Here is a 26,738-nt window from a genome sequence, read left to right on the forward strand (position 1 = left end):
CGGCCCATGCTGTTGCCCGTGCGCTGTCGCACGCGCAGGCGGCGATGTCAGGCGATGATGTCCGGGGTCAGGCGGTCTTCGATGATCGCGATCTTGTCCTTGAGCCGGAGCTTTTTCTTTTTCAGACGCTGGATCGTCAGCTGATCCGACGTGCCTTTTTCCTGCAGCGCGCGGATTGCCTCATCAAGGTCGCGATGTTCGCACCGGAAAACCTCCAGCTCGACGCGCAGGACGTCGTCGGTTTTCATGGAGATATCGGAGGGCGCGTTCATGCGTGTGATTCCACTTGTGGGGTCGCAGATGAATATAATCATTGATCCGCCAGGCGCATAGACCTTGTTCCGCCTTCAAAGACTGCCCATATTCATGAGGCTTGTCGCCGGTCTCGGGGCGGGCATTTGACTGTCGCTTGACCAAAGGACGTGTCGCATGACGAAAATGACGCTTGGCTCGTATCCCCATATGCTTGGGTTTGAGCAGCTTGAACGATTGCTGGAACGCACGGCGAAGAGCGCCGAAGGCTATCCGCCGTTCAATATCGAACAGACATCGGAAAATTCGTACCGGATCACGTTGGCCGTGGCCGGATTTGCCGAAGCGGATCTGGCCATTACGGTGGAAGACCGGCAGCTGGTGATCCGGGGCAGGCAAGGTGATGACGGGGCGGAGCGGGTGTTTCTGCATCGTGGTATTGCCGCGCGCCAGTTCCAGCGCAGCTTTGTCCTGGCCGATGGGGTCGAGGTGGGCGAAGCGATCATGGAAAATGGTTTGCTGCATGTCGATCTGACCCGCGCAACGCCCGAAAAAATCGTCCAGACGATCAGCATCAGGAAAGGATAGGTCATGAACACGCCATATGATTTGAATGCCGATGTGGGCCGGATGGTCTATGTAAAGCCAATCGCGGTCGATGCCCTGCCGCGCGAAGTGCGGGATCAGGCCGAAGGGCTGGAGCAGTTGTTTGCCGTCCATGATGCCGAGGGACAGCAACTTGCGCTTGTTGCAGACCGAAAGCTGGCTCTGGCCTTGGCACGGCAGCACGATTACGCGCCGCAACCCCTGCACTGACCTGAGCGGCCCGAGGCCCGTGTCACGCGGTGCCGATGTAGACAGTGGAAAGGCGTGGCATGCGTTTTGACGTGGATTGGGTGGATGCGTTCACCGATGTTCCGTTCGGTGGCAACGGCTGTGCCGTGGTGCATCAGGGGGCAGGGTTGGACGACGCCACCTGCATGGCGTTTGTCCGCGAAACCTCCCTAGTCGAATGCACGTTTACCGGGCCATCCGAGGTGGCTGATATCCGCGTGCGGTACTTCCTTGCCAGCCGCGAGATCCCGTTTGCCGGGCACCCCACCGTTGCGACGGTTGCCGCCTTGCGTCATCGCGGGGTGGTTGGTGACGGGCCGCTGACGCTTGAAACCGGGGCCGGCGTCGTGCCGGTCACCGTCGCGGGCAACACCGTGACCATGCGCCAGATTGCGCCATCCTTCGGCGCGACGCCCGACCCGGCATTGGTCGCTGCGGTAGGCGGGCTGGAGCCTGACGACATTGTGCACCCGCCTCAGGTCGTGTCGACAGGCCTGCCGTTCTGCATCACCGTGCTGCGCGACCGGGACGTGCTGGCGCGTGCGGCACTGCAGATGGGACCGTTTGAGCGATATCTGAACGCACTGGGCGTGCATGGCACCGACGTGATGGAGCCGTTTTGGGTGACGCTTGACGACGGCGGCACTTTTTCGCGTCTGTTGATGGCGCCGCCAAGTCCGGCCGAAGACCCGTTCACTGGATCCGCAACCGGCGCGATGGCGGCTTATCTGTGGGCCGAGGGGTTGATCGACGCGCCTACGTTTGAAGCGCGCCAGGGCGACGGAATGGGCAGGCCGGGCCGTGCGCAGGTCGAGGTTCTGGGCCCACGCACGGCGATCACAGGCGTGCAGGTTGCGGGCGCGGCACATGTCCTGATCAGCGGTACATTGACGATTTGACCGGGCATACCGACCCGAAACCCGTTTAAATTCCCGCTTGGGTAGCAATTCAGGTCGATTGGGCCCTGCGTTGCGTTAACGCATTCAACTCATGACAAAAACGTGTTCTTAATACCTGCGGTAGAAGAGTTTTTGGTTGGCAAGGCTATGAACATGAACTTCGCGCAGGCCGGTCGGCAAGCCCGACTGGAAACCGTATTGGGGCAAGACGCGCTTGTCCTGTTGCGCATGGACGGTTTCGAGGAAATGTCCGGGGATTTCGAATGGCGCATCCATGCGCTTTCTGATCAACCCGCAATTGATTTGCATGCCATGCTGGGCACGCACGGCACGGTGTTTATTGATCACGCCGACGGCACGCGCGCCTTTGACGGGATCGTATGTGATGCGGTGCATCGGGGCGCGTTCGAGAACGGGTTCCGGTACGATCTGGTCCTTCGACCCTGGCTTCAGGTTGCGGACATGCGCCGCAATATGCGGATCTTTCACAACAAGACCGTCATCGAAATCGTGGAAGAGGTTCTGTCGAGCTATGCCGAGCTGGGTACACCGCATCTGGACGTCAAGGTTCTGGGCGACTACCCGACGCTGGAATACACGGTGCAATATGGCGAAACGGACGCGAATTTCGTGCGTCGCCAATTGGAACGCCATGGTATTTCCTGGTCGTGGCGGCACGAGGCGGGATCACATACGCTTCTTCTGACCGACGCACCCTTTTCCTTGCCCGAAGTGCCGGGCGGCGCGCGCCCGTTTTACGCGGTGCAGGGGTATCACCGGCACGAGGAAGAGCATTTCCGCCTCTGGAACCGGGCCGAACGGATCACAACCGGTGCCGTGCGCCTGACGGAATACAATTTCAAGACACCAACCGCGGCACAAGAGGTCAATCAGACCGGCGATGCCACGCATCCAAGCGGTGCCATCGAAAGCTATGATTGGCCGGGCGATTACCTCAATCAAGGCGAAGGTCTGGGCGTTGTGGACCGGCGCGTTGAACAGGAGCGCGGGCAGGCCCCGCGCCATCAGGCCGAAGGCGACGTTGTCACGCTTGGCGCGGGCTGGCGCGTGACCCTTGGCGGGGATGAGGTGCCGGACGCGTCGGGCCGGTCTTTCCTGTGCCTGAAGGCCACGCACCGGTTCCGCACACAGGCCTATGGGTCGGGCAACGCGGATGGGGACGAAGCACCCTATAGCGGGGAATACGTCCTGATGCCCGACGACACGCCCTACCGTCCGGACCGGCGCACGGCTGGACCGCGCGTGCAAGGTCCCGAAACGGCCGTTGTCGTGGGCGAAGGCGAGATCGACTGTGACGAACACGGGCGCATTCTGTGCAGGTTCCACTGGGACCTTGATGCGGCGCACACGATGCGTGTGCGCGTGGGCCAGAACTGGGCGTCCAAGGGCTGGGGCGGGATGGTCATCCCGCGCATCGGCATGGAGGTGATCGTCGAACACTTGCGCGGCGATCCGGACAAGCCGATCGTGACGGGATGTGTCTATAACGGCGCGAACCAGGCGCCCTATCCGCTGCCCGAACACAAGACAAAATCCGTGTTCCGGTCCGACAGCCATCAATCTGACGGCTTCAACGAATTGACCTTCGAGGACGCGACCGGCGCGGAAAAGATCTATCTCCACGCGGAGAAGGATCACGAACTGCATATCGAAAACAACCGCGCCAAGCGGGTGGACCGCAATCAGTCCGAAAGCGTCGGCAACAACAAATCCATCGAGGTCGGCAACAACCACCACGAAATCATCGGCGGCAACATGACGCTGATGGTCGGCCCGAACAAACTCCAAAGTGCTGTGACCGGCGCATTCTCCAAATTCTCGAACAAGATCAGTGACCTGACCGGAAAGCTGGGCTTGCCCGACTTTCTCAATATGGGCGAAGGCAACCTGATCGTCGCGGTGGCCAAGAACAAGGCCGAAACCGTCATGGTCAGTTCCACCGAAGTCGTAGGTGCGGCCAAGTCCACAACCGTTGGCGGCGGCTATCAGGTGACGGTGGGTGGCGTGAAGAACGAAAGTGTCGCGGTTGGCAGTTGGGAAGAGGTCGGCCAGTCCAAGGTCGTGGTCGTCGGCCACAAGTTCGAAGTGGTGTGCGGCAAGTCCAAGCTGGTGATGGACCGCGACGGCAATATCAGCCTCGAAGGTGTGAACATCACGGTCGACGCCAAATCACAGCTGACCCACAAGGGCGGCCGGATCGACCTGAACTGATGCGGACGCTGACCCCAGCCTGGTTGAAGGCCGAAGAAGAGAACAAGGCGCAGCGCAATGCCCTGCGCAAGGCATTCTGGGCGGACCTTGGCATCACGCCTGTGTCCGTGAAGGACGCCAGCAAGAGCACATCCACCGACCGGACCGGCGCTTATCAAAAGGTGTGGGCGATGGAGGACGGCGCAAAGGAGATCGACGGCAACATCCGCGACATCGCCGCAAAGAGCAAAGCGTTGATCCTGAGCGCGGGGCTGAGCCGTGGCCCGGCCGCGTTCACGCCCAAAATCAAGGACATCGACCTGTCCAACCTATCCACGGAGATGTGGCGGCAATTCTTCATGACAGACGCCTCCAGCGCGTTTGAAGCGTCCAGGTTCATCAAGCGTGGCAAATGACGGCGATCCCATTCCGGTTGGCGTTGACGATCTTGGCGCGGGCCATGCATCGGGCGAATGTTCCTATGCGGAGCTGATCCGGAACCACTTTTATGAATACGTGGCGCTGCTGGAGTTCCTCAAGGACATCTCGGGGCAGAACGGCCGGGCCGCACAACGCGCCGCGATCCAGATCGTGACGGAAACCGGGCCGCTTGGCGTCCTGCTGAACGGGTACGAATCCTTTGCGATGGGCATTGCCGCGATGGGCGCGCGCGGCACCAGCTACCAAAGCCGGTATGAACGCGCGTCAGAACAGGCATATGAGGACGCGCGCGCCGCCCTTCTGGACATGCGCGACGCCTTCATCGCCTGGAAGAACAAGATCGAGGACCATCTCGAGAATTGCGGCGTGCTCTATGCTTCGGCTGCGGTGTTCATCGACCTTGGCGGGATTGAGCTGGCCCTGGTCGGCATGTCTGCGGCGGCGATCCGCATCATTCGGATGTTTGTCTGGCGCGTGCGCCTGATCGGCCCGCCCAACGCCCCAACGGCGGTGCAGGTGTCTGCCTCCAGCCGTCGGGTCGATTTGCAGCGCACCTATCCAATCAATCGCCTGCGCGAGGAATATGGTGACAGCCGCACGTCGGGCACAACGGACCCTGATCCCGACGCGCAAAGCCAGCCCGAAGCGCCGCGCCCTTTGAGTGCGCGCGAACAGCGCCTGGAATCGTTTCGCGCCCGGCTGATGGCCGGGGACGAGGATTTTGCCGCCTCCAATGCGGGGCTTGAGGCGTCTTTTGCCCGGCAACGGGTCAAACGCGCGTTCGCGGATGAATTTGGCGTCAGCTATGACAACCTCGATGGGATATCCGGCCTGCACCCGATCACCATCGAACTCTTCCCGCCGCCCAACCAGATTGCCCAGTGGCGCAATCCAACCCGCGCCGACGTCGGTGAATTCTTTGACCCCAGCAATGGCCAAACCTCGCCATCGCAACTCGGGATCAGTTCCTTTGGTCGGCAGTTGGAGCATTACAACGTGACCGGCGACGGCGTTGCGTTGCAAGGGATCGGCAAGCCGAACTACCGCGACCGCTATACCGTACGGAACCGTGTGGTTCCGACCGAAGGCGGGCGGCCGCAATGGGTGATCGGGGAAGAGTTCCGCCCCACCACCGCTGACATCGACCGCGTGTCGCTGACATGGCGCGAGCATCCGGAAAACCGCAACTGGGTCGAAAATGACGACGGGTCGTTCACCTCGGACGAAGGAACAATACGTCCGGTCCAGGTGCCTGACCGCAACGATCCCAGCCGCACGCTGACCTTTTGGGAAATGGATGAATGATGGCCCGCGCGAACGACAATACCTATCCCCGGATTGACACCGAAGCGGCGCTGCGGGACGCGATTTATGCCTATCACGATTGGGCTGCGGCGGAATTGGGCCACCCGCTTGCGACCCTGAACGGCATTTACCAGATCACCGCGCAGATGCTGGAGGCGATGGCCGACGGCACGCCTCTGCGCGACGTGATCCACCGGACACAGGTCGTGCCCGCAATTGATCAGATCGAAGCCGGTATGGCCCATGTCGACGATGAACTGGGCATTGCGCTGCGCCAGATGGCGCAGGCGCTGCGAACGGACTGGGGCAATCTGATGCGGAACGAACGGTTTGTCGTCTGCACGCTCCATGCCGCGCAGATGTTTCGCCACGGGCCGGTGGACGGTACACCGGAATACCGCGACTGCTACGGCACGGTGATGCACGTGTTTGCGGAACCGCTGCTGCCGCGGGCGATCTTGCTGCATCAGATGGCGCAAGGAGGGCGGCAACCGGGCCACCCGGACCCGCGCAACGATTGGTTTGCACGGATTGACCGGTCAAAACCGTCCTACTTTCTCGAGACATCGCTGCTGCAACAGATCGTGTCGTTTGGACGCTACTATGCGCAGAACCTCGCGTTTGGCCGCGGGCGTGACATTGCGGAACGCATTCAGGACTACATCCTCGATCCGGCGTTTCAGGGGCAGATGAGCAATCTGCACCCGGCCAGCGGACCCGTCGAACTGGCGCCCGAAGACATCCTATGGGCCGCGTCCGCGTCCGGACAGGAGGCGCTGGCACGCGCCGCCACAGATCAGCTTGATGCGCTGCCCGCGCGCTACTGGGACAACGGCTGAGACAGGGGCCATTAGGTGGGTCAGCGCAGAACGCTGACCCGGTGGCCGGTCAACCCCCGATCACGTTGTGATCCGGCCCATACGGAAATCCGGTGATATTTTCGTTCCCGTCTTCGGTGATGATCAGGATGTCATGTTCGCGGTATCCGCCCGCGCCCGGCTGCCCGTCAGGGATGGTCAGCATCGGTTCCATTGAGATCACCATTCCCGGCTTCAGCACGGTGTCGATATCCTCGCGCAGCTCCAGTCCCGCCTCGCGCCCATAATAATGGCTGAGCACGCCGAAGGAATGACCGTAGCCAAAGGTGCGGTACTGCAAAAGGTTCCGTTCCGCGAAGAAGTCGTTGATCTTGTGCGTGATTTCGGCGCAGGTGACGCCGGGTTTCAGCAGGCGCATCCCGTATTCGTGGGCATCCACATTGGCCTGCCAGATGGCAAGGCTGGCATCGTCCACGGTGCCAACAAACAGCGTACGCTCGAGCGCCGTGTAGTAGCCCGAGATCATCGGAAAGGTGTTGAGGCTCAGGATGTCGCCCCGCTCCAGCTTGCGGCACGTCACCGGGTTGTGCGCGCCGTCGGTGTTGATGCCCGATTGGAACCATACCCAGCTGTCGCGGATTTCGCTGTCGGGAAAACGCCGGGCGATCTCCAGCTCCATTGCATCGCGACCGGCCATGGCCACGTCGATCTCGCGCGCGCCCACCGTGATGGCATCGCGGATGGCATAGCCGCCCACATCCGCTGTCGCAGCACCCGCACGGATCAACGCCAGCTCTGCAGGCGATTTGTGAAACCGTTGCGTCATGGTGAGGGGCGCGATGTCCACCTTGGCCGACGGGGCCAGGAACGTATCGAGCAACCCCATCTGCGCAATCGACAGGTGGTCGCCCTCGAACCCGATCACCTTGCCGGTGCCCGTGACCGACACGATCGCGCGCCAGTAATTGTTCCGCCGCCAGTCCGTATAGGTGATGTTGTCCCCATATCCGCGCCGCCACGGTTGGGCCGCATCAATGCCTGCGCTGAAGGTGACGGTGTCCGTCGCGGTGACGACCTGCGCATAGGGCCGCCCGAATGCGCAATACAGAAAGCCGGAGAAATAGGCGACGTTGTGCATGGAGGTCAGCACGCAGGCGTCAATGCCGTGCGCGTCCATACTGGCGCGCAGTCCCGCAAGCCGTGTTTCGTATTCAGCCTCCGCAAAGGGCAAGACCACGTCACCCTGATGAAAGCGGTAGAAATCGGGGCGTTGGCCCGGTGTGCCAAAGGTGGATGTGCCGTCCATCGGTTCACTCCTGTTCAGGCCGTATGCTCTGGGGAAGGGGTGCGCCACATGACCGGTTCACCTGCCCTCACCGCGCATAACGGCAAAGCAAGATCCCGGCGTTCAGGATGGTTGGGGTCGGGACACACTGCACGCAGCGGCGACGCCATCGCCCGTCCCTGTGGATCTGCTATGCCATTCCGGGCCTGCAGATCAAGCGTCTGTTGCGCGCGCGCCCCCGTTTTGACAGGGGCGCGCGTCGGCTCAGCCTGCGATCAGGCCCATGCTTTCGAGTTTCAGCAGAACCTGATGGGCGCAATTGTCGACTTCGACATTCTCGGTCTCGACGCTCAGTTCCGGGTTCTGTGGCACGTCATAAGGGTCTGAAATGCCGGTGAATTCTTTGATCTTGCCCTCGCGCGCCAGTTTGTAGAGACCCTTGCGGTCGCGGCGCTCGCATTCCTCGATGCTGGTGGCGACGTGCACTTCGACAAAGGCGCCAAAGGCTTCGATGTCCTCGCGCACGGCGCGGCGGGTGGTGGCATAAGGTGCGATGGGCGCGCAGATCGCGATCCCGCCGTTCTTGGTGATCTCAGAGGCGACATAGCCGATGCGCCGGATGTTCAGGTCGCGGTGCTCTTTGGAAAAGCCCAACTCGGAGCTGAGGTTCTTGCGCACGATGTCGCCATCGAGCAGCGTCACGGGGCGCCCGCCCATCTCCATCAGCTTGACCATCAAGGCGTTGGCAATGGTGGATTTGCCCGACCCCGAAAAGCCGGTGAAGAACACGGTAAACCCTTGCTGCGACCGCGGCGGCTTGGTCTTGCGCAGTTCGGCCACGACCTCTGGGAACGAGAACCATTCGGGGATCTCGAGACCCTCGGCCAGACGGCGTCGCAGTTCGGTGCCCGAGATGTTCAGGATGGTCACGTCGTCCTTGTCCGCGATCTCGTCGGCGGGCTCGTACTGGGCGCGCTCCTGCACATAGACCATGTGTTTGAAGTCGACCATTTCGATGCCCATTTCGTCCTGATGCTCGCGGAACAGGTCCTGCGCATCATAGGGGCCATAGAAATCCTCTCCGGCAGAGTTCTTGCCGGGGCCCGCGTGGTCGCGGCCGACGATGAAATGCGTGCAGCCGTGGTTCTTGCGGATCAGACCGTGCCACACAGCCTCACGCGGGCCTGCCATCCGCATGGCGAGGTTCAGAAGCGACATGGAGGTTGTGGCCGCCGGATATTTGTCGAGGACCGCCTCGTAACAGCGCACGCGGGTGAAGTGATCGACGTCGCCAGGCTTGGTCAGGCCGACAACGGGGTGGATCAGCAGGTTGGCCTGCGCCTCACGCGCGGCACGAAAGGTCAGTTCCTGATGCGCGCGGTGCAGCGGGTTGCGGGTCTGGAAGGCCACGACCTTGCGCCAACCCATCTTGCGGAAATAGGCGCGCAATTCGTTGGGCGTGTCGCGGCGGGCGCGGAAATCGTAGTGCACGGGCTGCTGGATACCGGTGACGGGACCGCCAAGGTAAATCTCACCCGCCTGATTGTGCAGATAGTTCACCGCCGGATGCGCATCGTCATCAGCGCCGAAAACCATCTTGGCCTCGTGTGCCTTGTTCGGTGTCCAGCGGTCGGTGACGGTCATCGTGGCGAGGATCACGCCCTCTTGATCGCGCAGGGCGATATCCTGACCAATCTCGAGGCCGGAGGCGAATTTGTCGTTTACATCCAGTGTGATGGGCATGGGCCACAGTGCACCGTCCGTCGTGCGCATCGTGTCGACCACAGCGTTGTAATCCGCCTCGGACAGGAACCCTTTGAGCGGGTTGAACCCACCGTTCATCAACAGTTCCAGATCGCAGATCTGGCGCGGCGTCAGATCCCAGCTGACAAGGTCAGCCGCTTCGGTTTTCATCTTCTGCGCGCTGTCGTAGGACACGTACAGCTCGGGGATGGGAGCGAGGTTGTTTTCCATCAATTTGGTCCTGTGGGTCAAAGGATTGAAGCCGGAGGTGGTGCCCGTCAATTCGGCGTAGATCGCATCATATTCAGCGAATTTACGGGCCAGAAACTGGTCGGTGAGGCGGTTTTTCTCTGCGGCACCGCGGGTGGTGAGCGCATAGGTGACGCGTTGGCGTTTGTCGGGGCCGTCGCGGTCACCCAAGGCGACAAAGCCCGCTGCGGTGGCCTCGCGCAAAAGCGCGTTGAGACGGCCCAAAGACACGCCAATAGCCTGTGCCGTGGCCCGTTGGGAGCCTTGCGGTCCCTGATCGAGCTGGCGGAGCAGTCGGAACAGCTGGTCCTCATGCTCAGGGTTTGGTTTCGGCGGTGTCATTGCGGCTGCTCGGCCATCACTTATTACGTTCACGCATGAACATATGTCAGGAAAAGTTTGTTCATGAAAGAACAAACATCAACGCTTCCCCGGTTTTCGCAGAGCGTGGTTAAAAAGACACGAACACGCTCAGGCCGCAGGCACCGTGTGCCCAAGCCGGCCCAGCACATGCGTCAGCTCCGCCGCGCGCGGCACGGGCAGCGCATCCAGCGCCTCTTCGCGCCCGCGCAGATGCAGGGACAGCATTTCCGTGCGCGCTACAGGCAGGCCCGCAGCGGCGAGCAGGTCCACGGAAATCAACGCCTCGACCGCATGCGCCTTGGTTTCGGCCTCAAGTCGCGAGGCAGTGTTGACCGCGTCACCAATCAGGGTGCGGGGGGCCTGTCCGGCCGCCCCGATTTCGCCAAGCACAACGTTGCCCAGGTGAACACCGATGCCAATGGCCACCGGCGGGCTGCCCTCGCGGGCCAGTGTTTCGTTGAAGCTGGCAAGGGCGGCCCCCATGCCTTCGACGGCGCGTAGGGCGGCGCGGGCCGATTTGGCGGGGCTCGACGTCTCGAACACGGCCATCAGACCGTCGCCCATGTACTTGTCCACGGTGCCACCCGCGGCGTTGATCGGCGGGACAATCCGGTCAAAGAACCGGTTGAGCAGGAACACCACGTCATAGGGCAACTGCCCGTCCGTGCGCGCGGTGAAGCCGCGCATGTCTAGAAACAGGATGGCCAACCGGGCTTCTTCGCCTTGGCTGGCATGGGCGCGCTTGCGCGATCCATCGGGTGCGAAGACGCGGTGCACCGTGACCGGCCCGGTGGGGCGCATCTGGCACGCAAGCCGCGCGTCCGGAGAGGCCCCCACGGCCGCAAGGCTTCGGGTCTCGACGCTCGACGGAGGCGGGACGTTGTCGTGGCCGTCCTCGAGGATCACGCGGCAGGTTGTGCAGCGCCCCCGGCCACCGCACAGCGACGTGTGCGGCACGCCCGCACCGCGCGACGTTTCGAGCACGGTTTGACCGCGCGGCGCGCGCACGGTGGGCCCGTCGACATAGCTCACGCGGACAGGACGGCGCAGGGCCGCGACGGCCTGACGGATCAGCACAATAATCGCAAGGGCACCGAGCGTGGCCCAGACGATCTGATCCGTCTGCGCGTCGATCTGGCGAAGCTGGGTAAAGTCCGGCGGCGCGGGCCAGTTCCAGACCCGCTTGGCCAGCAAATCGGCGCGGTCATCGCTGAGCAGGCCCGCGATGGCACGGGCGGCGGTGACGTAGCCCAGCAGGGCGACGGTGGGGATCAGCACGCCGATGGCCACCATCCAGCCGATATTGCGACGCCACCATTCGGTGCCCTTGAGCCACATATGCATCCCGATTGCCCCGTGGACCCAGACGATGAGCACCATGACCGCCTGCAGCCACCCATCCGTGCGTCCCCAGATCAGGGTTGTGACATAGCCGATCTGCGTGTTGACGCCAAAGATCTGGTGGGCGACGCCCGTGTAGATCACGTGACTGGACAACAGCACCGGTATGGCAAGGCCAAACGCGATCTGGATATAGTCCACCATCGGCATGCGCAGGTTGCGCAGACGCACGAGCTTGGCCAGTGACAGGACCAGATGCGCCAGCATCGACAGGCCGATGATCAGCCCGCCCGGCGCACTGCGCGTCACGGCAAGCCGCACGTTCTGGAACGCCTCGGCAAAGTCAGGCGAAATCAGGACCGAGGCGATGTTGAGCAGGTGCAGCGTCACGTAGAGCATCAGCACCAGCCCGGTGACGATCCTGATCCGTGTCGCCCAGCTGCCGCGCCAGAGCACGTGCGCCATATGCTCTCTCCCTCTTGCCTGCGGTGCCAGAGTGGCGGGGGTGGCGGGCAGGGTCAAGCGGTGCAGGGGGCGCTGCCCCCCGGCCTGCGGCCGTCCCCCGTGGTATTTCCAGCCAGAAGAAAGGGCGGGTTATTCGGCGGCGATGTCGGCGCTGTCTTCGGCCTCGGCCAGGAAGCGTTCGGCTTCGAGTGCCGCCATGCAGCCCATGCCGGCAGAGGTGACGGCTTGGCGGTATTTGTGGTCGGTGAGGTCTCCGGCGGCAAAGACGCCCGGGATGGAGGTTTCGGTGCTGTCGGGTTTGGTGACCACGTAGCCGCCCATATGGGTTTCCAGCGTGTCCTTGACCAATTCGTTCGCCGGGGCGTGACCGATGGCGATGAACACGCCCTTGGCGGGGATTTCGCTGATCTCGCCGGTTTTCGTGTTCTTGACGCGCACGCCCTCGACGCCTGCGGGCATGTCGGTGCCGTAGACTTCTTCGATCTGGTGGAACCAGAGCGGTTCGATTTTGGGGTTCTTGAAGAGGCGGTCCTGCAGGATTTTTTCCGCACGCAATTCGTCCCGGCGGTGGATGAGCGTGACCTTGGAGGCAAAGTTGGTGAGAAACAGTGCCTCTTCGACGGCAGTGTTCCCGCCGCCCACCACAACGATTTCCTGACCGCGGTAGAAGAACCCGTCGCAAGTGGCGCATGCCGACACGCCAAATCCCTTGAATTTCTCTTCGGAGGGCAGGCCCAGCCATTTGGCGCGTGCCCCGGTCGCAAGGATCACGGCGTCCGCCACATATTCCGTGCCGCTGTCGGCCTGACACACGAAGGGGCGTTTGGAAAAGTCGATGGATGTGATGATGTCGCCGACAATCTCGCATCCCATCGCCTTGGCGTGCGCCTCCATCCGGACCATCAGGTCGGGGCCCTGCACTTCGGTGTCACCTGGCCAGTTTTCGACCTCGGTCGTGGTGGTCAACTGGCCACCCGGTTCAATCCCCTGCACAAGCACCGGTTCCAGCATCGCGCGGCTGGCATAGACGCCTGCGGTATATCCAGCGGGGCCGGAGCCGATGATCAGTACCTTGGTGCGTTTGGTCGTGGCCATTGGGGCGTCCTTTTGGGAAATAGCAGCTGTGAAGATATAGAACGCAGAGGGCAGGGTTTGAAGCCTGATCTTTGGGATGTGATTTGCGGGCGTGGTTTCGAAAAGTTGCGCGGGTTTGAAATAATATTGCGCAGCCTGTGCAGGCTGATATAACAACCGCAAATCAAGGGGGCGTTATGGCAAGCACGCGACTGGATCCGATTGATCGCAAGATTTTGGCGGAACTGCAGGCCGATGGCCGCATGACCAACGTGGAGTTGGCAAAGCGTGTGGGCATTTCCGCGCCGCCCTGCTTGCGCCGTGTGCGCACGCTGGAGGAAAGCGGGTACATCCGGGGGTATCACGCCGATGTGGACAGCCACGAGCTGGGCTTTGAGGTGCAGGTCTTTGCCAATGTCGGTCTGGCCAGTCAGGCCGAGGCGGACCTGAGCGCGTTTGAAGAGCGGTGCCGGGCGTGGCCTTTGGTGCGCGAGTGCCACATGCTGAACGGTGAGGTTGATTTCATCCTCAAATGCGTAGCGCCCGACCTGTCCAGCTTTCAGAGCTTTCTGACGGGCGAATTGCTGACGACCCCGAATGTGGCCAGCGTGAAGACATCGCTGGTCATCCGGCAGGCCAAGGATGCCCCCGGCGTGCCGTTTGATGTGCTGGAAGAGCGGCTGGCGCGTTCGGCCTAGGCGTCTTCGAGTTCGGGCGCACGTGGATGGGCCAGCGGGCCGAAATCGGTCACATGCGCAATATGCGGGAACATCGACAGGAACAGGTCGCGTTGTGCGTGGGTCACGGTGCGTGTGGCGCCCATGCCCGGGTGGAACGTCTCCATCTCGATCCCGCCAACGGTCACCGCAGCATGGCGCGTCAGGCACAGATGGAACAGCCGCACGGGCGTGGGCGGCACGACCTCGATGATATTGACGTTGTCGACAAACGCCTTGGCCGGTGTCAACAGCGGTGCGCCGCCCGCGGTGCCGCGCAGATGCGCTGGCGTCTGGAGCAGCCGCGCTGCAGGCCCGACGGTCACGAATGTCTCGGGCCGGTTCTGTCCGAAACTGTCCGCCATGATCCGGATCAGGGGCATCCGCCGCCCTGCATCCGCCGGTACGAATTGCGACGACCCGATCCACAGAACCCGCGCCGGATCGCCCGACGACGTGTTGAGCCAGTCGCCCGGCTGCACATCCTCAATCGATACGTCACCCTGCGGCGACGACAGCACAGCACCGCGTGCAAAGGCGGAGAATGCGGATTCAAACAGGGGCAGGGCGGGTGCCTTGAACGTCGAAATGCTGCGCGAGCCGTCCGCGCGCATTGCGGCAACCTCGAAAGTGCGCAGGGGCGTGTCGCTGGTGCCGGAATAGGGCGCGGCATAAGGATCGGGCGCGGCCTTGGCCAACGCAGCGTCCTGACCCGATCGAGCGGTGCGCAGTGGGTAAGCGGGAGCGGTCGTGCGCGGAACGCGCAACGCAGCAGCTTGTGTCATATGTAACCTCGTCTTCTGGGTCACATCCGCGTCGGCCCCCACCGACGACGACAGATGGAAATTTGTCCATGTGTCATAGTTCTGCCGTTATAATTCGGGGATTTTGTTCAAATTGTCAAAAACTGCGCGACATTAACCAAAAAAGGCGCACCAATGGTGCGCCTTGCGTCAGGATTGTTGAAACGGCTCGCGCCTGTTCGCCACAATTTGATTCTGTTTTGCGGTGCCTAGGCCGTCTTGCGCAGGGCAGGGGGGGCTGTGCGTTTGGCAATAAACGCGGCACGGCGGGCGCCGCGCGTCCATGGCATTTGCGTGGTTTCGGTTGCGGCTGCGGCCACGACGGATTTGATAAAGCGCTGTTTTGCCATTGGTTTGGGTGTCCCTCTGCTCAAGTCGGTGAGGCGTTCTGCCCCGTTAACCAAAGGTATGACGTCCGTTTCGGGCAGGTTTAGGGCCGGTGTCGCGCATTTTAGGAAAATTTTCGTCTCGGATTGCGCGGGATTGTGGCACGCGCATCGGCTTTGTTTTTATGCGGTTTCGGCATGTGCGCCCGGATCCTGCGGCAGCATTGCGGCAAATGATGCCCCAATTGTGCCCAGAACTAGAGCGTGATGGCAGCGATCAGACGCCCGTAATCGGGATCGCGATCATGTACGGACCGGCGGTAGGAGTAAAACCGCTCCGGGTCGGAATAGGTGCAGTGGCGTGTCCATTCCGCCTCTTCGATCCCGGCGGCGCGCAGGCGCGCCAACCCATAGCCGGGCAGGTCGAAATGCATCCGGTCCCCTGTGCCACCGGCAAAGAAGCGGGCGGTTTCGGGGTCGCTGTCGACAAAACTTTCGAAGAATTCCGGGCCGACCTCATACGCGCGCTGGCTGATCGACGGGCCAATGACGGCGCGGATGTGCGCCCGGTCGGCTCCAAGCGCAACCATCGCCTCCACCGTTGCCTCAAGCACACCGGCCTGCGCGCCTTTCCATCCCGCATGGGCTGCGCCGATCACCTGCGCGGTGCTGTCGGCAAAGAGGACCGGCATGCAATCCGCCGTCAGCACGGACAGGGCAAGGCCGGGGGTCGCGGTCACAACCGCGTCCGCCTTGGGTTTTGGATCAAGAGGGGTGTCTGCCGTGACCACGTCCGGCGAATGCACCTGATGCACACCGACCAAATGTGTGGCCGCGACCTCCATCGCCTCGGCCACGCGGCCGCGGTTGATCGCCACGATCTCTGTCTGGTCCGAACTGCCGGTGCCGCAGTTGAGCCCCTGGAAAATGCCGGAGGATGCGCCGCCTTTGCGGGTGAAGAACCCGTGGCGCAGAGCAGAAAGGGAATCGGCAGTCAGGATTTCCAGGGTCATTCAAGCAGTCCGGGCGGTGGCGCAGCAGAGGCCGGACAGAGGCCCAGCACTTTGAACAGGTTTCCCATTTCGTCCGGGTGCGTCAACCGCCGATGCGCGGCAATATGGGCATCAAGCGTGTGACCGGTCAGGCCGCGGGCCAGTGCCTGTGCGCGTTGCGTGATCCCGAGGCGTTCGAGAAACACGCCCTGCGGCGTCAGGCGGCTGAAGGTTGCAGGCTGTGCGTGGCGTGCGAGGGCCTCGAAATCGACATGCGCGGTGAGGTCGGCAGTGCCCGGGGTGTCGAGGACATCCACAGGGGCGTGATCGCGGACCGCTTGCAATGTGTCGCCAAGGCTGCGCCAGTCGCCATAGTCAAAGATCAGCGCCGCACCGCCATGTGACCCGATGCGGTGGCCCAGTTCCGCCATCACGGCGTGGGCGGTCGGGCAGAGCTCCACAAGATCGCCGTCCGCCGTGTCCTCCAGCCGGTGATCAAGGTCGGGATGCGGGCTGCGCGGGGCCAGGCCAAAGGACAGCGCACCGTCCGCAAGACCCACACAGCGTTCACGCCAGCCGTCGCCATCGCGCACGAACTGTCGGATCGGCAGAGCGTCAAAGAATTCGTTGGCGACACACCAGAGCGGCCCGTCGGGCAGATCGCGGGCGTCGTCGATCCAGCGGACGTTGTGGCCTTGCAACGCTTTGGCCTGCACGTCGCGCAAGCGCGCGGAGGCCTCGACCAGAACGATGTCCGCCGCGGCAAAGCCGGGCACGGCGGCCGTGGCTCGCATTATGTCCGCCATCAGCGTCCCGCGCCCCGGTCCCAGCTCGGCGAGGGTGAACCGCGCGGGCGCGCCTTGGTCGAGCCAGGACTGCGCAAGGCTGAGCCCGGTCAGCTCGCCAAACATCTGGCTGATGTCCGGAGCGGTGATGAAATCACCGGCGCGGCCAAAGGGCGTGCGGGTGGTGTAGTATCCGTGATCGGGATGCAGCAGCGCTTCGGTCATGTATTCCGCAACGGTCAGCGGGCCGCTGGCCGCAATCCGGTCGCACAGCAGATCGGTAAGGGTCATGCGCGGTGCGGCAGGGCGCGGGCCCGTCGGATCAGCCACAGGCCGAGCAAGATCATCGGCAGGGACAGGATCTGCCCCATCGTCAAACCGTACCCCCCCACGTGCCATGCCAGCCCCAGCGGGTTGCCGGGCGAGATGAACTGCGCGTCAGGCTGGCGGGCGAATTCGATGACAAAGCGCGCAAGCCCGTACCCCGCAAAGAAGATACCGCAGGCGTAGCCGGGCGTCTTGAGCGCATTGCGCCGCCACACGATCCAGAGCAGCACCACCATGAGCACAAGCCCTTCCAGCGCCGCCTCATAGAGCTGCGAGGGGTGGCGGGCGCAGATGCCGACCACATCGGGGCAGAACTGCGCCGCCTCACCGGGAAAGGCCACGCCCCAGGGCATGTCCGTAGGACGGCCCCACAATTCGGCATTGATGAAATTCGCGATCCGGCCCAGCAAGATGCCGGGAGGCGTGCCCAGCACAATCGCATCCGCCACGCTGAACCGGTCAAACCCGCGGCGGGTGTACAGATAGGCGGCCAGAACGACGCCCAGCAGCCCGCCGTGGAACGACATGCCGCCCTGCCATATATACAGGATCTCGATCGGGTTCTGAAGGTAATAGGCGGGCTGATAGAACGCCACATATCCTAGCCGTCCCCCGAGAATGACGCCCAGGATGATCCAGGTCAGCATTTCCTCGATCTCTGCGGGTGTCATGGTGGGGGTGTTGCGTGGCCAGAGCTGCGGTGTTTTGGCCGCCATCACAACAAGCCGCCAGCCGATCACGATGCCCGCGATATAGGCCAGCGCGTACCAGCGCAGCGCAAAGTCCATACCGAAGAGCGAGATCGAGAAAATCTCGGGCGAGATATCGGGAAAGGGGATCATGCGGGATGTCATCTGCGTCTGAATGCCTCTGGGTGCCCGGGACTGTCAACCTTGCGGCGGACCACGTTGCGGCCCATATAGAGGTCAATCCAAGGAGAGGCGACACCATGCAAGCCCGTGGCAAGATTTTTGACGACATCTCGCAATTGATGACCAACGCAATGGGCGTGGCCCAAGGCGCGCGGGAAGAGGCGGAGACGGCGATGAAGTCCATGGTAGACCGCTGGCTGGCGGACCGGGATTTCGTGACGCGCGAGGAGTTCGACGCGGTCCGCGCCATGGCGCAGAAGGCGCGCGAGGAGAACGAAGCGCTCAAGGCGCGTCTGGATGCGCTTGAGGCCAAAGCCGGTTAAACGGCGGCGCTGCCGCGCCATTTCACATTCTGCCAGTTGTGGATGACCGCCCGGTGATCGGGCGCTCTGGTTTTTGTGCCGTTTGTGGGGGCTCTGCCTCCGGCTGCGCCTCCCCCGGGATTTTTCGGAACAGAGACAGGGATTTGCGGGTGCCCCGTATTCGTTGTCTGTTGCTTGTATGTTGCGCCTTTGTCGGGGTTGTCCCCAACTTATTGCGGTTATCCCCAAATAAAGGGTTGCCAGATGGGGGTGGCACGGTCACCATTCTAGTAGGAGCACGGGGGTTAGCCCCGGTTTCTAGAGCAGGCACCGAGCGCTTGGGGGCGCTGCCAGCCCCCTTCGCTAAAGCGAATAAGAGGTGGCACCATGGCACTTTCCGAGCAGTTTCTGGAAGACGACATTCACCCCATCGACATTGTCGAGCATCTGGCCACCCATCACGAGTGGGATTTTGACCGGATTGCGGATGATCAGATCGCGATGGCGGTCGAGGGGCAATGGCGCACCTATTCGATCACGCTGGCCTGGTCCGGTTATGACGAGACGCTGCGCATGGTGTGCACGTTCGAGATGGAGCCGCCGGAAGAGCGCAAGGCCGCGCTTTATGAGCTGTTGAACATGGTCAATGACCAGTGTTGGGCCGGTGCATTCACCTATTGGCCGGAACAGAAGCTGATGGTGTACCGCTATGGTCTTGTCCTTGCGGGCGGGCAGGTGGCAAGCCCGGATCAGATCGACACGATGATCGGTGCCGCCGTGATGAGTGCAGAACGCTATTACCCCGCGCTACAGCTTTTGATCTGGGGCGATCGGACGCCGTCGGACGCGCTGCAAGTGGCCATTGCAGAGGCGTACGGGCGCGCATAACCTCTGCCCGCGTTAGGACGGGGGCAAATCATGGAAAACAGTCGGATCGCAGCCCGGGGCATTGTCCTTTTGGGCTGTGGCAAGATGGGGTCGGCGATGCTGGCCGGGTGGCTGGCGCGGGGGGTGCCTGAGACATCTGTTTGGGTGGTCGATCCGGCGCCATCTGACTGGGTGCTGTCCACGGGTGCCCACGTGAATGCGGATCTGCCCGCGGACCCTGCGGTGGTTCTGATTGCGGTCAAGCCGCAGATGATGGCGCAGGCATTGCCGAATATCGCGGATCTGGGTGTGGCCGACACGGTTTTCGTCTCGATCGCGGCGGGCACACCGATTGCAGCCTTTGAGGCCGCCCTGGGCGCGCGGGCCATCGTGCGGGCCATGCCGAATACGCCAGCCGCCGTGGGGCAGGGGATCACGGCCATTTGCGGGAATGCGGCGGGTGATGCGTATCTGGGCGAGGCGGAAGAACTGCTGTCGGCCATCGGCGCGGTTGTCCGTCTGGGCGATGAGGCGCAGATGGATGCGGTCACTGGCGTCAGCGGGTCCGGGCCGGCTTACGTGTTCCACTTGATCGAGACATTGGCGGCGGCGGGCGTGGCACAGGGGTTGCCGGACGCGCTGGCCCTGCAATTGGCCAAGGCTACGGTCGCCGGGGCCGGGGCGCTCGCGCAGCAGGCAGAGGATGATCCCAGCCAATTGCGGGTGAACGTGACAAGTCCGAACGGGACGACGCAAGCCGCGCTCGACGTGTTGATGGATGAGGATCGGGGGTTCCCGGTTCTTGTGAAAGAAGCCGTTGCCGCGGCGACAGAGCGGTCAAAGGAGTTGGCCCGTGGATGAAATCAGTTTCGACGACTTTATGAAGGTGGATGTCCGGGTGGGGCAGATTGTGCGCGCAGAGCCATTCCCGGAGGCGCGCAAGCCTGCCATCAAGCTTTGGATCGATTTTGGCCCCGAAATCGGGGAGAAGAAGAGTTCTGCCCAGATCACGACGCACTATGCCCCGGAGACACTGGTGGGCCAACAGGTGATGGCGGTCGTGAATTTCCCGCCGCGCCAGATCGGGCCGGTGCGGTCCGAAGTGTTGGTCCTCGGGTTTCCGGATGCGGATGGGGCGATTGTTCTGGCGCGTCCGGATATGGATGTGCCCGTGGGCGGGCGGCTGCATTGATGCGGGTGTGGATCACACGGCCCTTGCCGGACGCCGTGCTTGAGGCGGCGCGGGCGCTGGATGCCGAGATCGTAGTGCGGTCCGAGACCTTGCCGCTTGGTGACGCGGAACTGCGCGCGGCGTTGCGCGACTATGACGTCTTGTTGCCGACGCTGGGGGACATGTTTTCGGCAGAGCTGTTCGCGGATGTCGGTACGCCGCGGTGCAAGCTGCTGGCCAATTTCGGGGTTGGGTACAACCATATCGACGTGGCAGCGGCGCAGGCGGCGGGGGTTGCGGTCACCAACACGCCAGGTGCCGTGACGGACGCGACAGCAGACCTCGCGCTGATGCTGATGCTGATGAGTGCGCGGCGCGCGGGCGAAGGCGAGCGGATGGTGCGCGCGGGGGCGTGGCCCGGCTGGCACCCGACGCAGATGCTGGGCCTGCACATGTCCGGCAAGCGTGTCGGCATTGTGGGCATGGGCCGCATTGGGCAGGCCATCGGGCACAGGTGCCATTTCGGGTTCGGCATGGAGGTGCACTATCACAACCGGTCGGAACGTGCGGTCGCATACCCTGCGACCCGTGCGCCGGACCTGACAACGCTGGCCGGGTCGGTTGATTTTCTGGTGATCGCCGTGCCCGGTGGGGCGCAGACGCATCACCTGATCGAGGCCGAGGTTTTTGCCGCGATGCAGGACCACGCGCACCTAATCAACATTGCCCGCGGCGATGTGGTGGATGAGGCCGCATTGATCACGGCCCTTGAGACGGGGCAGATCGCCGGGGCGGGTCTTGATGTCTATGAATTCGAACCGCGCGTGCCCGAAGGGCTGGTGCGCCTTGAAAACGTGACGCTCTTGCCGCATCTGGGCACCGCGACGGAAGAGGTGCGCACCGATATGGGACGCATGGCGGTGGCCAATGTGGCGGCGTGGCTGGACGGTGCGGCGCTGATCAACCCGGTCTGAGGGTCATTCCATGGCCGCACGCCAGTGGCGGCGGCACAGCGAGACATAGGTTTCGTTCCCGCCGATCTGCACCTGCGCCCCGTCGCGCAACACATTGCCATCTGCGTCCTGCCGCACGACCATCGTGGCCTTCTTGCCGCAATGGCAGATTGTGCGCACCTCGCGCATCTCGTCGGCGAGCGCGAGCAGCGTGGCGGAGCCGGGAAATAGCTTGCCCTGAAAATCCACGCGCAGCCCGTAGCACATCACCGGCACGCCCAGATCGTCCACCGCCCGCGCGAGTTGCCAGACCTGCGCGTCGCTCAGAAACTGTGCCTCATCCACAAACACACAGGCGACCGGACCTTGGGCGAGGCGGGTTTCCAGCCGCTGAAACAGGTCGTCCTGTGGCCCAAACGTATCGGCGGCCGCTTCGATCCCGATACGGGATCCGATCGTGCCCGCCCCTGCACGGTCGTCAAAGCGCGCCGTCAGCAGGTACGGTTCCATCCCGCGTTCGCGGTAGTTGTATGCAGCCTGAAGCAGGACAGTCGATTTGCCCGCGTTCATGGTCGAGAAGTGGAAGTAAAGCTTTGCCATAGCCGCTTCCTAAGCGGCGCGGCGAAAGGGGGCAAGTCAAGCGAGAGGTGGGCCCGGCGGTGGCAAACTCAACGACAAGTCCACCGCCAGGCCATTGTTGGATTATCGTTACCCGACCGTGCAGGGCGTGTTTGGGGCACGCCTTTGGGGATGGTGCACAGCCCACCGCTTGTTACCACCAACAGGGTCATCGTGCCGACTGTCACTTGCGTGACCTGCCGTCCCCCCAACCAACAGAAGCACCTGATAACCCTCACCTGTGACCGATGCTGGGGACACCGGCTACTCGTACAATCCCGAAAACCGCAGGGACGATTAACCAATGACATTTGTGGCGCGGCCAATTAATGGGAAAAGACCGGGCTGTTTCCCCAAACTCTGGGTTGTGTATGGTGATGGGCAAAGAGGATGTTTCTATGGCCGCAACAGGCAGTTATCTGAAAAAACACACCGAGGCTCTGGTCAAGGATGTGGGCATCGAACCGGCCTGCGTCGTGACCGGTAAATCGAAGGCAACACTGGGCCGCTATTACTCGGACAACCCCGAACATGCGGACAGGTTCATGCCCATCGACGCGGTTGTCGCTTTGGAGCAGGCTGCAAAATATCCGCACGTCACAAGCGCGCTTGCCGAATTGCAGGGCATCTCGCTCAGCCATGATGACCGCCGCCCGAATGCCGAACGCACGGGCGGTGTGAATGCGGACGTCATCGCGCTCAGCCAACGGTTTGCGATGTTGATGAGCGAATATCAGCAGTCCATCGAAGACGGTGTGATCACGGTGAATGAGGCCAAGCGGCTGTTGAAGGAAACGACGCTCTTGCAGCAGGTGCTGATCGACATGAAGCTTCATCTGGAAGACGAAAGTGGCTGAGAGCGACGCAGAGGCAACGCCGGCACTGAACGGAGACGCCCTGCACCCGATTGATGCAGACGCCTTGCGCGCGCCGGACGATCCGGGACATCCGCCGCGCATCCTTCTGCTCTACGGTTCGCTCCGCCCGCAAAGCTTTTCGCGCCGGTCTGTCGAAGAGGCCGGGCGCATCCTGCGACGGCTTGGGTGCGAAACGCGGATCTTCGATCCCACTGGCTTGCCTCTGGTCGACGGGGCCGACCCGTCCCACCCCAAGGTGCAGGAATTGCGGGACCTCGTGATCTGGTCCGAGGGCATGGTGTGGTCCAGCCCCGAACGCCACGGCGCGATGACCGGCCTGATGAAAACGCAGATCGACTGGCTGCCGCTGTCGATGCAAGGCGGCATTCGCCCGACGCAAGGAAAGACGCTTGCCCTGATGCAGGTGTCGGGCGGCTCGCAGAGTTTCAACGCGGTGAACCAGATGCGCATTCTGGGCCGCTGGATGCGCATGGTGACCATCCCCAACCAATCGAGCATCGCCAAGGCGTGGCTCGAATTTGACGGCGACCGGTTGCCCGAAGGTCCGTTTTACCGGCGTGTCGTGGACGTCATGGAAGAGCTGGCGAAATTCACCTGGCTTGTGCGCGGGCGCAATGACTATCTCGTGGATCGCTACTCTGAACGGATGGAGACGGTGGAAGAGGTGCACAAGCGGGTGTCGCGCAAATCGGACTGAACCGGTGCGTCACGCGACGTTGTCATGAGATGATCTTGCAGGCCCCGCCGCGTCCATGCATCCTGTGACGGGAGACGGCGCAATGAACACGCACAACAGCAATGATGAACTTTTGGGCATGCTGCGGGCCATCGACGGGTTTGCGGCCCTGGACGCCGAGGTTTTGCAAGAGGCTGTGACGCTGGCCGAGGTGCAAAACGTGCCCCGTGGGGATGCGTTGATCCGCGAAGGCGACACGGCCGACCGCCTGTATCTGGTGATTTCCGGACGCTTTACCGTGTTTGCCGGCGCACTCGCGATTGCCGAAATCCGTCCCGGTGAACCGGTGGGCGAATTGGCCTTTTTTGCGGGGGGCAAGCGCACGGCGAGCGTGATTGCCGCGCGCGACAGTTCCGTTTTGTGCCTGACCCGCGACGACTATGACACCCTGTCCGCGCGCACGCCCGCGCTTGCCAACGGTATCCTCGCAGCGCTCAGCCAGCGGCTGGCACGCACCGTGCGCGGCAGCCCCGGTTTGCGCCCGAGCGCGGGGCAGGTCTGCGCGGTGCTGCCGGGGGCGAACATGCCGCTGGCGTCGGCCTTTGTCGACGGCTTGCGCGACGCCTTTTCCGGCGCGCGGGATTGGAAAATTCTCGATGAAACGTCGCGGCCCGAGACGCTGCGCAGCGATCTGGCCGAAACGGCACGCTGGGTCCGGTCGATGGAGGCCGTGCATGACACGCTTTTGCTGATCTGCACGGATGCGGATGGCGATCCGGTCTGGCGCAAGGCGGTGACAAACAACGCCGACACCATCGTGATCGCGATGCCCAAGGCGGCACAGTTCGGCCCGCTTGATGTGCCTTCGGCGTTGGAACGGCAGGTCTATCAGGCCAAGATGGAAGCGAATGTCCAACTGGTCCTCTACCGCGACACGGAAAGCGACAGCCGCGCGCAAACCGTCAAATGGCTGAACGACCGCATGGTGGGCCTGCACCACCATGTGGCGCTGGACCAGCCACAGGATTTCGGGCGTCTGGGCCGCTTTATCCGGGGCGAGGCCGTGGGCCTTGTGCTGTGCGGAGGCGGGTCATTTGGAACCGCGCATCTGGGCGGCATCAAATATTTGCAAGAGAACGGATATCACTTCGATTACGTGGGCGGGACCAGCGTCGGATCGGCCATGGCGGGCGCGCTGGCCATGGGGCTTGGACCTGACCACGTGATGGAGCAGTGCGAGGATATCTTTATCCGCTCCAAGGCGATGTCAAAGATCACGCTGCCGCGCTACTCGCTGCTGGATCACCACACGCTGGATGCCGCGTTCCTGCGCCATTACGGGACGCAGGATATCGAGGATCTGCCGCTGAACTTCTTTGCCGTCGCCACCAGCCTGACGGACAACGACGTGCGCGTGATGCGCACCGGGCCGCTTTGGCGGGCGATCCGGGCCTCGACCGCGATCCCGGGGATTTTCCCGCCGATGCTGAACCCCGATGGCGAAGTGCTGATCGACGGCAGCCTGATCGACAACGTGCCCATCGAGGCGATGCGGCAGTTGAAGCCGGGGCCGAACATCATCCTGAACTTCCTGCCGGACAAGGCATGGCGCGTGCGCGCCAAATATGAAGACCTGCCCAACCGCGCGCAGGTCGTCACCAGCCTGTTGTCCAAGCGCAAGAAAGGCGTGCCGCGCCACCCGACGGCATTCACGATCCTTGCGCGGTCCATGGTGGTCAATGCCCGCAAGCTGCTGACCGAGATCGACATCGAGGACGACGTGCTGCTGAACCTGTCGGTGCTCAAGGGGATGAGCTTTCTCGACTGGAAACGCGGGCGGGAACTGTTCAACGCGGCGTATCAACAGATGGACATGGCCATGGCGCGCGCGGACGAGGTGGACGGCGTCGGTGACGCAGGCTGTCTTGAACGGCTCAAATCCGCCTCAGAGCATATCAACGAGGTGGGCGACGGTCTTGGCCTTACAACGCGTTAGCCGCGGCGTTCGACGATCACCGATCCCACGGAGTATCCGGCCCCGAAGGAACAGATGACGCCCACATCCCCCGGCGCCAGATCGTCGGAGTACTTTGAGAACGCGATGATCGATCCCGCCGATGATGTATTGGCATAGTCCTGCAGGATGTTGGGCTGTTCGCCGGGTTCCGGATCACGACCCAGCACCTTTTTCCCGATAAAGTCGTTCATCGACTTGTTCGCCTGATGCAGCCAGAGACGCTTGATGTCGCCTGCGGTGATCGCCTCGTCGCCCATGTGGTCGCCGATATGCTTGGCCACGAGCGGCAGCACCTCTTTGAACACCTTGCGCCCGTTCTGCATGAACTGCATGTCGCGCCGGTCGATCATGCCGTCCGGGCGGGATCGGCGCAGAAAGCCGTTGTTGTTGCGGATGTTGTTGGAAAACACCGTGGCACAGCGGGTGGACCGGATCGCAAAATAGGCACCGGTTGCGTTCTCTTCCCGCTCGACCAGCGTCGCGGTGGCCACGTCACCAAAGATAAAGTGGCAATCCCGGTCCCGCCATTCGAGGTGGGCCGAGCAGATTTCGGGGTTCACGACCAGAGCCGACCGGATCGACCCGGATCGCACCATGTCCGCAGCGGCCTGCAAGCCGAACGTGGCCGACGAGCACGCGACATTCATATCAAAGGCAAAGCCGTCGATGCCCATCAGTTGCTGGATCTCGATGGCCACAGCGGGGTAGGCGCGTTCGTGATTGGACGCGGCACAGATCACCGCATCCACATCCGCCGCCGATTTGCCCGCCTGTGCCAACGCCTTTTGCGCCGCATCAACCGCCATTTCGGCCATGATCGACGGTTCATCATCGCTGCGTTGGCGCAGCAGGGGATGCATCACAGCCGGGTCCAGCACGCCGTCCTTGTCCATCACAAAGCGGCGCTCGATACCCGATGCCTTGAGGATGAACTCCTCGGACGAATGCGCCTTGGCCTCGATCCTGCCGGCGGCAATGTCGTCGGCATGTTCGGCGTTGTAGCGGTCGGCATAGGCGTTGAACGCCGTTACCAGTTCCGCGTTCGAAATGGATTGCGCGGGTGTGAACACGCCGGTTCCGGTGATAACGGGTGAGAATGTCACGAGGCGTGCCCCTTCAGGCGGGTTTGCAGTTGGCGCAAACTACCCGTGGCGC

28 protein-coding genes are annotated in these 26,738 nt (G+C 62.7%); 16 read left to right on the plus strand and 12 right to left on the minus strand.

Annotation, left to right across the window (positions count from 1 at the left end):
* Positions 1–47: 47 nt before the first annotated feature.
* Complete coding sequence (locus tag ACERHN_RS14220) at positions 48–272, minus strand: YdcH family protein (protein WP_415919677.1); 225 nt, start codon at positions 270–272, stop codon at positions 48–50.
* Positions 273–429: 157 nt separating this feature from the next.
* On the opposite strand from ACERHN_RS14220, the gene ACERHN_RS14225 reads away from it, so the two are divergent.
* The 7 genes from ACERHN_RS14225 (at position 430) to ACERHN_RS14255 (ending at position 6,781) form a co-directional block, all read left to right on the plus strand.
* Positions 430–840: an Hsp20 family protein gene (locus tag ACERHN_RS14225; RefSeq protein ID WP_415919678.1), complete on the plus strand. Its 411-nt coding sequence runs from the start codon at positions 430–432 to the stop codon at positions 838–840.
* 3 nt (positions 841–843) lie between these two features.
* Positions 844–1,068, plus strand: coding sequence for a DUF1150 family protein (locus tag ACERHN_RS14230; protein WP_415919679.1), 225 nt, complete (start codon positions 844–846; stop codon positions 1,066–1,068).
* A gap of 59 nt (positions 1,069–1,127) precedes the next feature.
* Positions 1,128–1,985: a PhzF family phenazine biosynthesis protein gene (locus ACERHN_RS14235; protein WP_415919680.1), complete on the plus strand. Its 858-nt coding sequence runs from the start codon at positions 1,128–1,130 to the stop codon at positions 1,983–1,985.
* Positions 1,986–2,138: 153 nt separating this feature from the next.
* Entirely contained in the window at positions 2,139–4,217 is a 2,079-nt protein-coding gene (locus ACERHN_RS14240; RefSeq protein ID WP_415919681.1) for a type VI secretion system Vgr family protein, read from the plus strand.
* On the plus strand, positions 4,217–4,612 hold the full coding sequence (locus ACERHN_RS14245; RefSeq protein ID WP_415919682.1) for a hypothetical protein: 396 nt from the start codon (positions 4,217–4,219) through the stop codon (positions 4,610–4,612). Before ACERHN_RS14240 ends, ACERHN_RS14245 begins: the two co-directional genes overlap by 1 nt.
* Positions 4,602–5,942 carry a hypothetical protein gene (locus tag ACERHN_RS14250; protein ID WP_415919683.1) on the plus strand — a complete coding sequence of 447 codons (1,341 nt, stop codon included), beginning with the start codon at positions 4,602–4,604 and terminating at the stop codon, positions 5,940–5,942. The genes ACERHN_RS14245 and ACERHN_RS14250 overlap by 11 nt, the downstream gene beginning before the upstream one ends.
* Entirely contained in the window at positions 5,939–6,781 is an 843-nt protein-coding gene (locus ACERHN_RS14255) for a hypothetical protein (protein ID WP_415919684.1), read from the plus strand. The genes ACERHN_RS14250 and ACERHN_RS14255 overlap by 4 nt, the downstream gene beginning before the upstream one ends.
* Positions 6,782–6,830: 49 nt before the next feature.
* Here the strand turns inward: ACERHN_RS14255 and ACERHN_RS14260 are convergent, their stop codons facing one another.
* The 4 genes from ACERHN_RS14260 to trxB all read right to left on the minus strand — a co-directional run bounded on the left by ACERHN_RS14260 (position 6,831) and on the right by trxB (position 13,301).
* Positions 6,831–8,066, minus strand: coding sequence for an aminopeptidase P family protein (locus ACERHN_RS14260; RefSeq protein ID WP_415919685.1), 1,236 nt, complete (start codon positions 8,064–8,066; stop codon positions 6,831–6,833).
* 243 nt (positions 8,067–8,309) lie between these two features.
* Positions 8,310–10,379, minus strand: coding sequence for a bifunctional sulfate adenylyltransferase/adenylylsulfate kinase (locus ACERHN_RS14265; protein WP_415919686.1), 2,070 nt, complete (start codon positions 10,377–10,379; stop codon positions 8,310–8,312).
* 129 nt (positions 10,380–10,508) lie between these two features.
* Entirely contained in the window at positions 10,509–12,206 is a 1,698-nt protein-coding gene (locus ACERHN_RS14270) for an adenylate/guanylate cyclase domain-containing protein (protein ID WP_415919687.1), read from the minus strand.
* Positions 12,207–12,335: 129 nt separating this feature from the next.
* Positions 12,336–13,301 carry a thioredoxin-disulfide reductase gene (gene trxB, locus ACERHN_RS14275; RefSeq protein ID WP_415919688.1) on the minus strand — a complete coding sequence of 322 codons (966 nt, stop codon included), beginning with the start codon at positions 13,299–13,301 and terminating at the stop codon, positions 12,336–12,338.
* Positions 13,302–13,477: 176 nt separating this feature from the next.
* On the opposite strand from trxB, the gene ACERHN_RS14280 reads away from it, so the two are divergent.
* Complete coding sequence (locus tag ACERHN_RS14280; RefSeq protein WP_415919689.1) at positions 13,478–13,978, plus strand: Lrp/AsnC family transcriptional regulator; 501 nt, start codon at positions 13,478–13,480, stop codon at positions 13,976–13,978.
* On the opposite strand, the gene ACERHN_RS14285 is transcribed toward ACERHN_RS14280, so the two are convergent.
* From ACERHN_RS14285 to lgt, 5 genes are all read right to left on the minus strand, one after another.
* Positions 13,975–14,781 (minus strand): Hint domain-containing protein, encoded by an 807-nt coding sequence (locus ACERHN_RS14285; RefSeq protein ID WP_415919690.1) that lies wholly within the window; start codon positions 14,779–14,781, stop codon positions 13,975–13,977. The genes ACERHN_RS14280 and ACERHN_RS14285 overlap by 4 nt on opposite strands.
* Positions 14,782–15,008: 227 nt before the next feature.
* Positions 15,009–15,149: a hypothetical protein gene (locus tag ACERHN_RS14290; RefSeq protein ID WP_415919691.1), complete on the minus strand. Its 141-nt coding sequence runs from the start codon at positions 15,147–15,149 to the stop codon at positions 15,009–15,011.
* A gap of 233 nt (positions 15,150–15,382) precedes the next feature.
* A complete protein-coding gene (gene pgeF, locus ACERHN_RS14295) occupies positions 15,383–16,138 on the minus strand; it encodes a peptidoglycan editing factor PgeF (protein WP_415919692.1) in 756 nt (251 codons plus the stop codon).
* On the minus strand, positions 16,135–17,193 hold the full coding sequence (locus ACERHN_RS14300) for a class I SAM-dependent methyltransferase (protein WP_415919693.1): 1,059 nt from the start codon (positions 17,191–17,193) through the stop codon (positions 16,135–16,137). Before ACERHN_RS14300 ends, pgeF begins: the two co-directional genes overlap by 4 nt.
* Positions 17,190–18,083 (minus strand): prolipoprotein diacylglyceryl transferase, encoded by an 894-nt coding sequence (gene lgt, locus ACERHN_RS14305; protein ID WP_415919694.1) that lies wholly within the window; start codon positions 18,081–18,083, stop codon positions 17,190–17,192. Before lgt ends, ACERHN_RS14300 begins: the two co-directional genes overlap by 4 nt.
* A gap of 95 nt (positions 18,084–18,178) precedes the next feature.
* On the opposite strand from lgt, the gene ACERHN_RS14310 reads away from it, so the two are divergent.
* The 5 genes from ACERHN_RS14310 to ACERHN_RS14330 all read left to right on the plus strand — a co-directional run bounded on the left by ACERHN_RS14310 (position 18,179) and on the right by ACERHN_RS14330 (position 21,415).
* A complete protein-coding gene (locus ACERHN_RS14310; protein ID WP_415919695.1) occupies positions 18,179–18,424 on the plus strand; it encodes an accessory factor UbiK family protein in 246 nt (81 codons plus the stop codon).
* 366 nt (positions 18,425–18,790) lie between these two features.
* Positions 18,791–19,291 (plus strand): YbjN domain-containing protein, encoded by a 501-nt coding sequence (locus tag ACERHN_RS14315; protein WP_415919696.1) that lies wholly within the window; start codon positions 18,791–18,793, stop codon positions 19,289–19,291.
* Between the two features lie 30 nt (positions 19,292–19,321).
* Positions 19,322–20,131, plus strand: coding sequence for a pyrroline-5-carboxylate reductase (gene proC / locus ACERHN_RS14320; protein WP_415919697.1), 810 nt, complete (start codon positions 19,322–19,324; stop codon positions 20,129–20,131).
* Positions 20,124–20,462: a tRNA-binding protein gene (locus tag ACERHN_RS14325; protein WP_415919698.1), complete on the plus strand. Its 339-nt coding sequence runs from the start codon at positions 20,124–20,126 to the stop codon at positions 20,460–20,462. Before proC ends, ACERHN_RS14325 begins: the two co-directional genes overlap by 8 nt.
* Positions 20,462–21,415 carry a 2-hydroxyacid dehydrogenase gene (locus ACERHN_RS14330; RefSeq protein ID WP_415919699.1) on the plus strand — a complete coding sequence of 318 codons (954 nt, stop codon included), beginning with the start codon at positions 20,462–20,464 and terminating at the stop codon, positions 21,413–21,415. Before ACERHN_RS14325 ends, ACERHN_RS14330 begins: the two co-directional genes overlap by 1 nt.
* A gap of 3 nt (positions 21,416–21,418) precedes the next feature.
* Here ACERHN_RS14330 and ACERHN_RS14335 read toward each other — a convergent pair whose 3' ends face one another.
* Positions 21,419–21,994, minus strand: a complete 576-nt coding sequence (locus ACERHN_RS14335; RefSeq protein ID WP_415919700.1) for a thymidine kinase — start codon at positions 21,992–21,994, stop codon at positions 21,419–21,421.
* A 416-nt stretch (positions 21,995–22,410) separates the two neighbouring features.
* Between ACERHN_RS14335 and ACERHN_RS14340 the strand changes: the two genes are divergently transcribed.
* From ACERHN_RS14340 to ACERHN_RS14350, 3 genes are all read left to right on the plus strand, one after another.
* On the plus strand, positions 22,411–22,869 hold the full coding sequence (locus tag ACERHN_RS14340; protein ID WP_415919701.1) for a hypothetical protein: 459 nt from the start codon (positions 22,411–22,413) through the stop codon (positions 22,867–22,869).
* Positions 22,862–23,587 carry an arsenical resistance protein ArsH gene (gene arsH / locus ACERHN_RS14345; protein WP_415919702.1) on the plus strand — a complete coding sequence of 242 codons (726 nt, stop codon included), beginning with the start codon at positions 22,862–22,864 and terminating at the stop codon, positions 23,585–23,587. The genes ACERHN_RS14340 and arsH overlap by 8 nt, the downstream gene beginning before the upstream one ends.
* Positions 23,588–23,669: 82 nt before the next feature.
* Positions 23,670–25,562: a patatin-like phospholipase family protein gene (locus ACERHN_RS14350; RefSeq protein WP_415919703.1), complete on the plus strand. Its 1,893-nt coding sequence runs from the start codon at positions 23,670–23,672 to the stop codon at positions 25,560–25,562.
* Here ACERHN_RS14350 and ACERHN_RS14355 read toward each other — a convergent pair.
* A complete protein-coding gene (locus ACERHN_RS14355; protein WP_415919704.1) occupies positions 25,559–26,686 on the minus strand; it encodes a beta-ketoacyl-ACP synthase III in 1,128 nt (375 codons plus the stop codon). The genes ACERHN_RS14350 and ACERHN_RS14355 overlap by 4 nt on opposite strands.
* Positions 26,687–26,738: the final 52 nt, after the last annotated feature.

Origin of the sequence: Tateyamaria rhodophyticola (assembly GCF_047777875.1) — a bacterium.
In the GTDB taxonomy this organism is placed as follows: domain Bacteria; phylum Pseudomonadota; class Alphaproteobacteria; order Rhodobacterales; family Rhodobacteraceae; genus Tateyamaria.

Excerpts from the sequence above, each read along its gene's own strand:
- ACERHN_RS14230 (WP_415919679.1), top strand. The coding sequence starts at position 844 with ATGAACACGCCATATGATTTGAATGCCGATGTGGGCCGGATGGTCTAT.
- ACERHN_RS14300 (WP_415919693.1), bottom strand. The coding sequence starts at position 17,193 with ATGACCCTTACCGATCTGCTGTGCGACCGGATTGCGGCCAGCGGCCCG.
- ACERHN_RS14265 (WP_415919686.1), bottom strand. The coding sequence starts at position 10,379 with ATGACACCGCCGAAACCAAACCCTGAGCATGAGGACCAGCTGTTCCGA.
- ACERHN_RS14225 (WP_415919678.1), top strand. The coding sequence starts at position 430 with ATGACGAAAATGACGCTTGGCTCGTATCCCCATATGCTTGGGTTTGAG.
- ACERHN_RS14220 (WP_415919677.1), bottom strand. The coding sequence starts at position 272 with ATGAACGCGCCCTCCGATATCTCCATGAAAACCGACGACGTCCTGCGC.
- ACERHN_RS14340 (WP_415919701.1), top strand. The coding sequence starts at position 22,411 with ATGGCCGCAACAGGCAGTTATCTGAAAAAACACACCGAGGCTCTGGTC.
- ACERHN_RS14255 (WP_415919684.1), top strand. The coding sequence starts at position 5,939 with ATGATGGCCCGCGCGAACGACAATACCTATCCCCGGATTGACACCGAA.
- ACERHN_RS14330 (WP_415919699.1), top strand. The coding sequence starts at position 20,462 with ATGCGGGTGTGGATCACACGGCCCTTGCCGGACGCCGTGCTTGAGGCG.
- ACERHN_RS14285 (WP_415919690.1), bottom strand. The coding sequence starts at position 14,781 with ATGACACAAGCTGCTGCGTTGCGCGTTCCGCGCACGACCGCTCCCGCT.
- ACERHN_RS14290 (WP_415919691.1), bottom strand. The coding sequence starts at position 15,149 with ATGGCAAAACAGCGCTTTATCAAATCCGTCGTGGCCGCAGCCGCAACC.
- ACERHN_RS14280 (WP_415919689.1), top strand. The coding sequence starts at position 13,478 with ATGGCAAGCACGCGACTGGATCCGATTGATCGCAAGATTTTGGCGGAA.
- ACERHN_RS14310 (WP_415919695.1), top strand. The coding sequence starts at position 18,179 with ATGCAAGCCCGTGGCAAGATTTTTGACGACATCTCGCAATTGATGACC.
- ACERHN_RS14235 (WP_415919680.1), top strand. The coding sequence starts at position 1,128 with ATGCGTTTTGACGTGGATTGGGTGGATGCGTTCACCGATGTTCCGTTC.
- ACERHN_RS14270 (WP_415919687.1), bottom strand. The coding sequence starts at position 12,206 with ATGGCGCACGTGCTCTGGCGCGGCAGCTGGGCGACACGGATCAGGATC.
- ACERHN_RS14245 (WP_415919682.1), top strand. The coding sequence starts at position 4,217 with ATGCGGACGCTGACCCCAGCCTGGTTGAAGGCCGAAGAAGAGAACAAG.
- ACERHN_RS14240 (WP_415919681.1), top strand. The coding sequence starts at position 2,139 with ATGAACTTCGCGCAGGCCGGTCGGCAAGCCCGACTGGAAACCGTATTG.
- proC (WP_415919697.1), top strand. The coding sequence starts at position 19,322 with ATGGAAAACAGTCGGATCGCAGCCCGGGGCATTGTCCTTTTGGGCTGT.
- ACERHN_RS14350 (WP_415919703.1), top strand. The coding sequence starts at position 23,670 with ATGAACACGCACAACAGCAATGATGAACTTTTGGGCATGCTGCGGGCC.
- pgeF (WP_415919692.1), bottom strand. The coding sequence starts at position 16,138 with ATGACCCTGGAAATCCTGACTGCCGATTCCCTTTCTGCTCTGCGCCAC.
- trxB (WP_415919688.1), bottom strand. The coding sequence starts at position 13,301 with ATGGCCACGACCAAACGCACCAAGGTACTGATCATCGGCTCCGGCCCC.
- ACERHN_RS14260 (WP_415919685.1), bottom strand. The coding sequence starts at position 8,066 with ATGGACGGCACATCCACCTTTGGCACACCGGGCCAACGCCCCGATTTC.
- ACERHN_RS14315 (WP_415919696.1), top strand. The coding sequence starts at position 18,791 with ATGGCACTTTCCGAGCAGTTTCTGGAAGACGACATTCACCCCATCGAC.
- lgt (WP_415919694.1), bottom strand. The coding sequence starts at position 18,083 with ATGACATCCCGCATGATCCCCTTTCCCGATATCTCGCCCGAGATTTTC.
- ACERHN_RS14335 (WP_415919700.1), bottom strand. The coding sequence starts at position 21,994 with ATGGCAAAGCTTTACTTCCACTTCTCGACCATGAACGCGGGCAAATCG.